This window comes from Cytobacillus sp. NCCP-133, assembly GCF_026011715.1.
In the GTDB taxonomy this organism is placed as follows: domain Bacteria; phylum Bacillota; class Bacilli; order Bacillales; family Cytobacillaceae; genus Cytobacillus.
Genome location: NZ_BRVM01000020.1, coordinates 51,297 through 62,599 on the forward strand (window position 1 = coordinate 51,297; position 11,303 = coordinate 62,599).

General features: G+C 44.5%; 8 protein-coding genes. All 8 read left to right on the forward strand.

The features are described from left to right. Positions 1 to 232 precede the first annotated feature (232 nt). The 8 genes from eutB to NCCP133_RS18325 all read left to right on the forward strand — a co-directional run bounded on the left by eutB (position 233) and on the right by NCCP133_RS18325 (position 10,962). Positions 233 to 1,252, forward strand: coding sequence for a hydroxyectoine utilization dehydratase EutB (gene eutB, locus NCCP133_RS18290; protein WP_264806699.1), 1,020 nt, complete (start codon positions 233 to 235; stop codon positions 1,250 to 1,252). A gap of 398 nt (positions 1,253 to 1,650) precedes the next feature. Next, entirely contained in the window at positions 1,651 to 3,363 is a 1,713-nt protein-coding gene (locus NCCP133_RS18295; RefSeq protein WP_264806700.1) for a PucR family transcriptional regulator, read from the forward strand. A gap of 390 nt (positions 3,364 to 3,753) precedes the next feature. Continuing rightward, a complete protein-coding gene (locus NCCP133_RS18300; RefSeq protein ID WP_264806701.1) occupies positions 3,754 to 4,941 on the forward strand; it encodes a M24 family metallopeptidase in 1,188 nt (395 codons plus the stop codon). A 16-nt stretch (positions 4,942 to 4,957) separates the two neighbouring features. Further along, positions 4,958 to 5,983, forward strand: a complete 1,026-nt coding sequence (locus NCCP133_RS18305) for a cyclodeaminase (RefSeq protein ID WP_264806702.1) — start codon at positions 4,958 to 4,960, stop codon at positions 5,981 to 5,983. Then, positions 5,977 to 7,179, forward strand: a complete 1,203-nt coding sequence (locus NCCP133_RS18310) for a cystathionine gamma-synthase family protein (RefSeq protein ID WP_264806703.1) — start codon at positions 5,977 to 5,979, stop codon at positions 7,177 to 7,179. The genes NCCP133_RS18305 and NCCP133_RS18310 overlap by 7 nt, the downstream gene beginning before the upstream one ends. 26 nt (positions 7,180 to 7,205) lie before the next feature. Continuing rightward, entirely contained in the window at positions 7,206 to 8,453 is a 1,248-nt protein-coding gene (locus NCCP133_RS18315) for a M20 metallopeptidase family protein (RefSeq protein WP_264806704.1), read from the forward strand. Then, positions 8,443 to 9,498, forward strand: coding sequence for a homoserine dehydrogenase (locus NCCP133_RS18320; RefSeq protein ID WP_264806705.1), 1,056 nt, complete (start codon positions 8,443 to 8,445; stop codon positions 9,496 to 9,498). The genes NCCP133_RS18315 and NCCP133_RS18320 overlap by 11 nt, the downstream gene beginning before the upstream one ends. Before the next feature lie 21 nt (positions 9,499 to 9,519). Further along, positions 9,520 to 10,962, forward strand: coding sequence for an aldehyde dehydrogenase family protein (locus tag NCCP133_RS18325; protein ID WP_264806706.1), 1,443 nt, complete (start codon positions 9,520 to 9,522; stop codon positions 10,960 to 10,962). Positions 10,963 to 11,303 lie beyond the last annotated feature (341 nt).

Below are 11,303 nucleotides of genomic sequence, written 5' to 3' on the forward strand. Positions count from 1 at the left end.
ATAAAAAGACATTTGGGGATTTCCAGGATGCAATTTTGATTTTGTATTCAGGCGAAGTCTCTTGGAGAAGGGATTTTCCAATACAGCAAGTGGATCCTTTGAATAGCGTGTGGAGTTTTTATAAAATTGTATGAAAAATCTTTGCTTCTTATTAGCACTTTGGACAATTGAATTTTCCGAAATATCGGACTACTATAGATTCAAGTAATTCTTTTATGGAGGGGAACAAACATTGTTGTATTCAAAATCTGTGAAGGAAAGAATAGATATTTCCATCCGCGATATTTGGGAAGCAAAGAAGCGAATATCTACCCTGGTATATAAGACTCCACTGATTCAATCGGCTATCCTGTCTGAAAAAGTGGGCCGGAGGGTTTTTTTGAAGCTGGAGAATGTTCATGAAATTGGTGCCTTTAAAGTCAGAGGGGCAGCGAATAAAATTATGAGTTTAAGCCCCGAAGCTAGAGGGCGCGGAATCGCTACATATTCAACGGGGAACCATGGAATGGCTGTTGCGCATGTGGCAAAAAAGCTTGGAATTCAGGCAGTAGTATGCATCTCAAACCGTGTCCCCAGAGCCAAGGTCGATTTATTAAAAAGGCTGGGAGCCAAAATAGAAATTTATGGTGTCAGCCAGGATGCCGCCGGGGAACGATGCTATGAGCTGGAGAGGATGGAAGGGCTGACTGTGATTCATCCGTTCGATGATCCCTATGTGATTGCCGGACAGGGAACAATCGGTTTGGAGCTTATGGAAGAACTTCCGAACTTAACAGATGTGATTGTTCCCCTTTCAGGCGGAGGGCTTCTTTCGGGGATTGGGCTCGCCGTGAAATCAAATGACAAGGGTATAAGAGTTTCAGGTGTTTGCATGGAAAAATCTGCTGTAATGCATGAGAGTTTAAAAGCAGGGAAACCGGTATTGCTTGAAGAGAGTGAGACTCTTGCTGACAGCTTGCTGGGCGGAATCGGTCTGGATAACAGCTACACCTTCCGTATGGTTCAGCAATACATGGATAACGCCTATCTGATTCCCGAAGAGGAGATTGCATACAGCATGGCTTTTATGATAGATAAGCACAGAATGATTATGGAGGGAGCGGCAGCCACTGGAATTGCAGCGGTTTTAGGGGGAAAGATTCCCCAGCAGGAGGGGGATGTTGCTGTAATCATCAGCGGACATAATGTGGATCTTTCTGTCATCCATCGGGTCATTCAAAATTATGCCATTCGTAATGAAGGGTGGGAATGATATAACTGCCGGACTTGATCGTATTAGATTGATTCGCGAAAAGGAGGTACCGAAAGATACCTGTTATGGCATTCAAAATATAAGGCCGCTGAAGATCTCCCATTTTAGGCTGCCGTATTCAAGAAAGCTTGATTAAAGCTTTGGCTATAGTAAAAAAGTCGGCAGCATTAGCTTATTTTAAGTCCTTATGAAAGGACACAGCCAGGATTCCCTGAGCCCATTTTTAGCAAAATACAGCATTGTTCCTCTTAATATGGAAATACATTAAAATTGTTATATTGATAAAATATAAACTGGTACAGCTTAAAATTAATTGTAGACGTTGCTGTCTGAATATGGTTTTCTATAATAAAAGTCTTTTATCTTATTAATCTTAAGGTGTTCAGAGGGGAGGCAACATGAGATTAACAGTTAAAGATGTACTCAAGTACAAGATTCTTAATAGAGCCAAAATTGTTACCGGAAAGGAATATGCCGAAAAACGGCATATCCAATGGATTTCAGCCATCGAAATGCCGGTGGAAAACTTTGTCCGAAAAAGTGAAGCGGTATTGACGACAGGGATTGGCTGCGGAGAGGACGCTGAAACCTTCAAAAGGTTTGTTGAGGATGTGATCCACTCTGACGCTTCCGCCCTGATGGTGGCTTTGGGAAGATACATTTTTGATATTCCCACTGAGGTAATAGAATTGGCCGAAAAGAATCATTTTATTATTATTGAGATTCCATGGGAAATCCGCTTTTCCAGTATTATTGAATCGGTCATGAAAGAAATTAATGATATCGAATATAAAGAACGTGAAAAGTCAGAAAAAGTTCAGCAGGAACTTCTCAAGCTCATTCTAAAAGACACCGGCCTGAAGACAATCTCAAAATTCGTTGAAAAGCATATTGGGTACCCGATCGCCATTACAGACCGATCCGGCACCCTTCAGGAAAAAAGCATCCACACACAAGCCTTTATAAAGGAGTGGAAAAAATATGTCCTGCAAGGAATCCTTCCAAAAAGGACAGAAAACACTCTTTTAAAAGGGGACCCCATGTTCCAAAAGTTCCAAATGGTTAAGATAGAAAACCGGATTGTTTTTCAGATTCCGGTGCTCCAGGTAGCCGACAATCCACAAGGCTATATTTTTGTAATGGTTCCTATTTCCGAATCGATCGAATCCTTTCTCACTCTTTTTCGCGTTAACGTATTAGAGCATGCTGCAACTACGATTGCTCTTTGGCTTTCAAGGAGAAATGCCATTGAAGAGACAAAAATGCGCCTTCGCAGCGATTTTGTCCATGAGCTTTCAAAGGGCGAATTCCTATCACTTGAACAAGCCGATTCAAGGGCAAAGTTGCTGGGATATAATCTTAAGCTCCCATATGTGTGTATTGTCGGATATGCGGAAAATATGAAAATACTATTCCAAAAGCGCAAACAGGACTATGATTCCTATGAACATTGGCTCGAAAGCATGATTCACTATATCGAGGAAGAAATCTACTATGCCGCCCAGTCCCTTAAAAAGGACATAATGATGACCTATCAGGGTGAACAGCTGGTCATTTTCCTGGAAACTCCGGGGGTAAAGGAAAATGAAAACGCTACAAATTTCCTTGATCTTGTAGAACGGCGCCTGGGAAATTTGCTTCCTGAAGTTGTCCTATCCTGGGGCATCGGCAATGCGTTTGAAGGAATTTTAGGATTTGGGGAAAGCTTTCGTCATGCGGGCATTGCTTTAAGCATCGGGCGGCGGAAAAAGGGTTCCGGGCAGCGGATGATGTATGAGCAAACAAGAGTGGACAGGGTGCTATTAAATTTGGCTGACAATAAAGAGATGAAAGAAATCATCATGTCAACGATTGAGCCTCTTGTACAATATGACGAGCAGCGGCACATGGATTTGATCGGCACGTTCATCGCCTATAACCAGTTTCATGGAAATGTAAGCCAGACAGCGAGATCGCTAAATCTTCACCGGCAGTCCCTGCTGTACCGGCTTAGGAAGATTGAATCTTTAACAGGTTTATCCCTTATTGATCCGGATGATTTATTTCTTTTGGATCTGAGCATAAAGATTTGGAAAATAGGAGAAAACGCCGTTATGGCCGGTCAAGATTAATTTTATTGAAAAAAAGAGAACTGTGGCAAAAATCCATAAAGGATTTTTGCCACAGTTTTTTCTTTTAAACTTTACAAATCTCGGCCCTGCCCTTCCCAGGCTCTCTGCAGCTATTGGTCTCTCTTGGACAGGAGTATCACGAACCATCCGTTCCTATCATTTACGATGCTTAATCAGCATCCATCTTTGCCCATCTTCTATTTTCAAAAAATATTTTTTACTGACACTTTAGAACTATATAATTCTAAATTTTTCGATAATTTGACTAAAATAAAATTTGAATTTTCATACAATTTTGCGGATGATAGATTTCTTACCCTGACACTATAATGAACCTACAAATGAAATACCTGAAAATTAAATACCGGTTTGGTAGGAGGGAGCATCACCATGTCATTTGGAACAGCAGAGTATAAAGAGAGAATCTTGAAAACAAAAGAAAGAATGGCAGCAGAAGGGATTGAAGTCTTGCTTATTACGGATCCCGCTAATATGAATTATTTATCCGGTTACGACGGATGGTCCTTCTATGTGCATCAAATGCTTGTCATCATCATTGATGAAGAACAGCCGATTTGGATTGGCAGGGGGCAGGATGCAAATGGAGCCAAAGTAACGACATGGCTTTATCATGAAAATATCATTCCCTACCCTGACGATTATGTACAATCTGAAACCAAGCATCCAATGGATTTTGCAGCAGATATATTAAAGCAAATCGGACAGCAAAACCGTTTCATCGGTGTCGAGATGGAAAACTATTATTTCACTGCAAAGTGCTATGAGCAGCTGAAAAAGGGACTTCCGAATGCTAGTTTCCGGGATGCATCCCTGCTGGTAAACTGGGTCCGCATAATAAAGTCCGATACAGAGATTGAATATATGAAGAGAGCAGCAAAAATTGTGGAGAAAACAATGGCAGCTGGAATTGAGCTGGTTAATGAAGGCGTACGGGAATGTGATGTGGCAGCGAAAATCTTTCATACACAAATAACAGGCACGGATGAATTCGGCGGGGATTACCCGGCGATCATGCCTCTTCTCCCATCTGGAGAAAGAACTTCCACTCCGCACTTAACCTGGACGGACCAGCGTTATAAGTCAGGCGAGCTTGTGATCCTGGAACTGGCCGGATGCTATAAGCGCTATCATTCCCCTCTTGCCAGAACCGTCCATATCGGCCAGCCTTCCGAAAAAATTAAAGCACTTTCGGAAGTGGTTGTCGAAGGATTGAACGCTTGCCTGGATATGATTAAGCCAGGGATTGCCTGCGAAGAGATTGAGGAAGCATGGAGAAAATCGATTGAAAAAAGCGGAATTATAAAGGAATCGCGCCTGGGATATTCCATGGGTCTGAACTATCCTCCAGATTGGGGCGAGCATACAGCGAGCATCCGCAAAGGAGATAAAACCATCCTTCAGCCAAATATGACATTCCATTTGATCCCGGGGATCTGGCTTGATCAATATGGTTTCGAAGCAAGTGAATCATTCAGGGTAACCGAAAATGGATGCGAAACATTTGCAGAACTCCCAAGGCACTTATATATAAAAGAAGCATCACTTACAAAAATCTAGGAGGTGAAGCGAAGGGATGCTAATTCTTACAGAGCAGGAACTTAAACAGTATGTGCAGCTGAACAAGGAAGCGATTGCTATTGTGGAGGCGGGATTTACGAAGCTTGCAGAAGATGAAGCCGTCATGCCGCCGATTATGCGTGTGGATTTGCACGACCAAAATGGGGAAGTGGATGTCAAAACCGCTTATGTAAAAGGGGAAGACATGTTTGCGATCAAAGTATCTTCCGGATTTTTCAATAATTATAAGCTGGGACTTCCAAGCGGAAATGGACTTATGCTCTTGATCAGCACTCAAACAGGCATCCCGCAGGCAATGATGCTGGATAACGGCTATTTGACCGAGGTACGGACAGCCGCAGCGGGAGCGATTGCTGCAAACTATCTTTCCCGTGAAAACATTGAAACCGTTGGCGTGATAGGAGCCGGAAGCCAGGCGAGGTACCAGGCAAGGGCTCTCAAGCTCGTTCGGGATTTTAAAAGAATTCTGGTCTATTCCAGGTCAGAGGATCGCTCGAGAAAATATGCCGGAGACATGTCCGCCGAATTGGGGGTTGAGGTCCAAGTGGCGGAGAGTGCCGAAGTTCTGGTACGCAACAGTGATACGGTCATTACGACTACTCCGGCAAAAGAGCCGGTGATCAAAGCGGATTGGCTCCATCCCGGACTTCATATTACGGCTATGGGATCAGATGCTGAGCATAAGCAGGAGCTTGAAGCGGAAGTTCTTGTCCGGGCGGATAAGCTTATATGCGATACAAAAGCACAGTGTGCCAGGCTTGGAGAATTGCATCACGCACTTGACAAAGGAGTATTAACGAATGAATCGCCCATTATTGAACTGGGCCAATTAACATCCGGAAAGCGAAGCGGGCGGATAAATGACGAGGAGATTACGGTATGTGATCTAACTGGTACAGGAGTCCAGGATACTGCCATTGCCCTGTTTGCATACAGCGAAATGGTGAAGCGGGAAATCGGATTGAAAGTTGAAAACAAGAAACTGGCATTAAAAAACGGAGAAGGAGTGATCGTATGGTAAAAGAAAATGTTCAGGCAGGTACAAAAGCAGTGTGGGCAGGGGAAAAGGATTATTTGGTGCATGGAGCCACTCAGGTGCCGGTCGTACTCAGTGTGGCATATGGATATGATGATATGGATGAGTGGTATGATGTAGCGATTGGGAAGAAAAAGGGACATATTTACGGAAGAAATACGAATCCAACCGTACAGGCATTTGAAGATAAAGTGAAAATTCTGGAAGGCGCCGAAGCAGCGACAAGCTTTTCAACAGGCATGGCTGCAATCAGCAATACATTATCGACGTTTTTGGTTCCAGGGGATCGCATTGTATCGATGAAGGACACATATGGCGGAACGAACAAAATTTTTACGGAATTTCTGCCCCGCCAGCAAATCGACGTGATTCTTTGCGAAACAGGGAATCACGAGCAAATAGAAGCGGAAGTGGCAAAAGGATGCAAAATTCTTTACCTCGAAACACCGACGAATCCAACCGTCAAGATTACCGACATCGAGCGTATGGCAATAGCCGGACACGATGCCGGAGCCATTGTCATTGTGGACAATACTTTTGCAACGCCAATGAATCAGAACCCCATTTCACTGGGTGTGGATCTGGTTATCCACAGTGCTACAAAATTCCTCGGCGGGCATGCTGATGCACTGGGCGGAGTCGTTTGCGGCCCGCATGAACTTGTGGAAAAAATCTATCATTATCGCGAAATCAATGGCGCCACAATGGATCCGATGGCAGCTTACCTGATGATCCGCGGCATGAAAACGCTTCACCTTCGTGTCAGGCAGCAATGTAAAAATGCAATGGCGCTTGCCAAATATCTTCAGACAAAAGATATGGTGGAATCTGTCTATTATCCAGGGATTGAAACACATCCCAACCATCATATTGCCAAAAAACAAATGAAGGATTTCGGCGGGATGCTCAGCTTTGCAGTCAAAGGCGGAGTGGATACAGTCCGTGATTTGCTTCCAAAATTGCAATTCGCCAACCGCGCTGCAAACCTCGGAGCTGTCGAAACAACAGTAGGGCCGGCGAGAACAACAAGCCATGTGGAATGTACGCCTGAGGAGCGTGCAGCAGTCGGCATTCCGGAAGGATTAATCCGTGTCTCCTGCGGAATTGAAGAAATAGAGGATCTTATTGCAGACTTCGAACAGGCATTTAGCCATGCAGAAATTGTTTTGCAGGTAAAGTAGATTACTAGTTTCGATTGAGGTGAGAGATGATGTCAGATAATCCTATCGTTGAGCAAGCGAATCATTTGGCTGGCTGTCTCGTTGAATGGCGCCGTCATTTTCATCAGCATCCCGAGCTTAGCTTTCAGGAGTTTGAGACCTCCCGTTATGTTGCAGATGTGTTAAGGAAAATGGATGGAATAGAAGTAGAAACAGGAGTTGGGATTGAAACAGGAGTAGTAGGCACTTTGACATCGGGAGATGGACCAGTCATTGCTCTAAGGGCGGATATGGATGCCTTGCCAATTACGGAGGAAAATAGAACAGGCTATTCGTCCAAAAATGAAGGGGTGATGCATGCTTGCGGCCATGATGCACACACCTCCATTCTCCTCGGGGCTGCTTCCATCCTCTCGGACCATTTTAAAAAGGGCGAATTGGAAGGGACAGTTAAATTTATTTTCCAGCCGGCAGAGGAGAGTACCGACTCAAACGGACTTTCCGGTTCTCCGTACATGGTCCGTGCTGGGGCTTATGACCAGACTGAAGCTGCCATTGCCCTCCATGTCTGTCCATGGCTTCCTGTAGGGGAAGTGCAAATCAGCGATGGCTACAGCATGGCGAATGTGGATGTTTTTGAAGTGAAAATCCATGGCTCAGGCGGCCATGGGGCTTATCCGGAGCTTGGCACCGATCCTATTTGGATGCTTGGCCCGGTCATGCAGGCACTGTATGGAATTACTGCCAGGAGAGTTTCAGCGCTGGATGCTGCTGTTATCAGCATTGGGCAAATCCATGCCGGCACAGCAAGCAACATCATTCCGACTGAGGCAGTTATTCAGGGTACAATCCGAAGCTATACACCGAAAGTCCGTGATTTGTTAGCTTCGGAAATAAAGAAAGCGCTTTCTCTCGTGGAGCATTTGGGGGGAACCTTTTCATTGAATATCCAAAGAGGGGAGCCAGCTTTAAAAAACCATCCTGGCGTCAATCAATGGATAACGGACGCCATCACCAAGACATATCCAGGCATGGGGATTACCAGGCGCCCATTTGGCCTTGGCGGGGAAGATTTCGGCTATGTGACTGAAAAAATTCCCGGATCCATGTTTTTCCTTGGATGTGCACCAATAGTCGGGGTTCAGCGCGATCTTCATACCCCGATTTTTGATTTGGATGAAGCTTGCTTGCCGATCGGAGCAGCTATTTTGGCACAAACGGCGGGCATGGTTTTAAAAATGAAAACGAAATTACAAATAAACCAAAATTTGGAGGTGGAAATGCTTGGCACATAAATTGGCATTTATAGGATTTGGGGTTGTTGGCCAGGGATTGGCGGAAATTTTGCGTGATAAGAAAGAAGCACTTAAACAGAACGAAGGATTTGAAGCTGAGATTGTAGCCATTTCCGATTTAATGAAAGGGTCGATCTACCATCCGGGCGGCCTGGATATCGGTACAGTTTTACACGTATTGCAAGAAACAGGGAATTTGGAGAATTATCCGGAAACACCGGGGCTAATCAAGGGATGGGACAGCCTCAGAACAATCAAGGACACCAATGCAGATACGGTTATTGAGGTTTCCTACACAGATGTCAAAACCGGCCAGCCAGCCATAGACCACTGTAAGGCTGCATTTGAAAAAGGAAAAAATGTGGTGATGACCAATAAAGGCCCTGTAGCCCTCGCTTACCAGGAGCTATCTGAAATGGCGAAAAAGCATGGAGCCTACTGGGGATTCGAGGGAACGGTCATGAGCGGTACACCAGCATTACGGATGCCGGCTGCTACTTTGGCCGGGAATGACATGACGGAAATCCGCGGCATATTGAATGGGACAACCAATTATATTCTGACCAAAATGGAACAAGAAGGTGTTTCATATGAAGCGGCTCTTAAAGAGGCACAAAAGCTCGGCTATGCAGAGGCGGACCCTGCCAGCGATGTAGAAGGCTATGATGCAAGATATAAAATTGTTATTCTCTCCAATCATGTTATGAAAGCTCCTTTATCAGTCGGGGAAGTGGAATGCAAGGGCATTACAGGCATCACTTTAAAGGATATTGAGCAGGCAAAGGCGGAAGGGAAGTGCTGGAAGCTCATTGCAAAAGCCAAAAAGGAAAACGGCAAGGTGATTGCCTCGATAGCTCCTGAAAAATTGGAGGCTGAAGATCCTTTGGCTTCCATTAGAGGCGCTGTCAACGCCATTACGTATCAATGCGATCTTTTGGGCACAGTCACATTAAGCGGTGCAGGCGCAGGAAAAATAGAGACAGGATTCTCCCTTTTAATTGACTTAATTTCCATTAATCGTGAAAGGCAGCTTGTATCAATCTAAAACGGAAAGGCGGTAATATGCATGACCACTCAACTAACCGGACAAAGAATGTTTCTCGCAGGGAAATGGGCGACGGGCGAAAGATTAATTGAAGTTCGTGATCCGCAGGATAACAGCATCATTGATACTGTACCGGCAGCTTCGAAGGAAGATATGCTTAATTGTATTGAAGAAGCGAAAGAGGGGGCGAAGATTGCTGCTTCCCTGCCTGTCCATCAGCGAATGGCGATTATTAATCGGGCAGCAGACTACATCGAAGCCAAAAAAGAAAAATATGCAAAAACGATAGCAAAGGAAGGAAGTAAAACCATTCGGGAAGCCTCAAAAGAAGTGGAAAGAGCCATTCAAACCTTCCGGATCAGTGCAGAAGAAGCAAGAAGGATTCATGGAGAAACCATTCCGTTTGACCAGATGCCTGGGAGTGAAAACCGCCTGGGATACTACCGCCGTTTCCCGATTGGAATTATTGGCGCCATTACCCCTTTTAACGATCCATTAAATCTTGTAGCACATAAGGTGGGTCCCGCCATTGCCTCCGGGAATGCGATTATCGTAAAACCGGCAACAGTGACTCCTCTCAGCGCCCTTTTAATCGCCGAAGCCTTTGAACATGCCGGATTGCCTCCAAAAGTTTTATCGGTCATCACCGGTTATGGAAGCGTAATTGGGGATGTTCTTGTAACCCATCCTGCTGTACGAATGATTACCTTTACTGGCGGCCTGGACGCAGGGGAAGAAATTACCCGGAAAGCGGGATTGAAAAAAATCAGCATGGAACTGGGGTCCAATTCTCCTGTCATTGTGCTGGAGGATGCTGATTTAAAAGAGGCTGTTGAATCAACGGTTTCCGGAGCCTTTTGGGCAGCAGGGCAAAATTGCCTCGGTGTCCAAAGAGTTTACATTCAGGATTCCGTTTATAAGGCATTTCAACAGGCATTCGTTGCCAGGACAAATCAATACTGCGTAGGGGATAAGCAATCTGAACTGACGGATATGGGGCCGCTTATTACGGAAAAAGAGGCTATCCGGGTTGAAAAAATGGTCAATGAAGCGCAAGAAAAAGGAGCAGCCGTATTAACAGGCGGGAAAAGGAACGGGGCTTTTTACTCACCCACCGTTCTCGAAAATGTCCCGGAAGATTGCACCATTGCGAAAGAGGAAATTTTTGGTCCGGTTGTTCTCTTGTACCAAGTATCTTGTCTTGATGAAGCAATCAGTAAATCGAATGACATAAATTATGGCTTACAGGCCGGGATATTTACCAAGGATATCGAAAAAGCACATAAAGCCATTGCCAAAATGGATGTAGGCGGAATAATGATTAATGACAGCAGTGACTACCGCATTGATGCGATGCCATTTGGGGGTGTGAAAAATTCAGGGTTAGGCAGGGAAGGAATCAAATTCTCCATCCAGGAAATGACAGAACCGAAAGTTGTCTGTTTTAAATTATCTAATTATTAAGAATTTTTAAATTGAATAGGATCAGACAGCCCGCAAGCTGCCTGAGTATCGTGTGAGGAAGAACGGATCCGGCTGCTCCGGAGGGTCTTCCTTTCCTTTTTAGATGCTGAAGTCATAATTTATGTCATTCAACCACATTCAAAATTGACCTTGAAATGCAGACAGGCTTTATATTAAAGGCTCTATCAAACTTGCAATACAGTTTTTCAGCAGGAACAAAAGTACTAAATCACTGCCTTAACAGAGCTAAATAAAAGAAAAAAGACTAATAAGGAGCATTCCTGTTAGAAGGATTTTCGGGGACTTGAACAAAAAAGAGCCCTCTTGGTATGATACGGGGT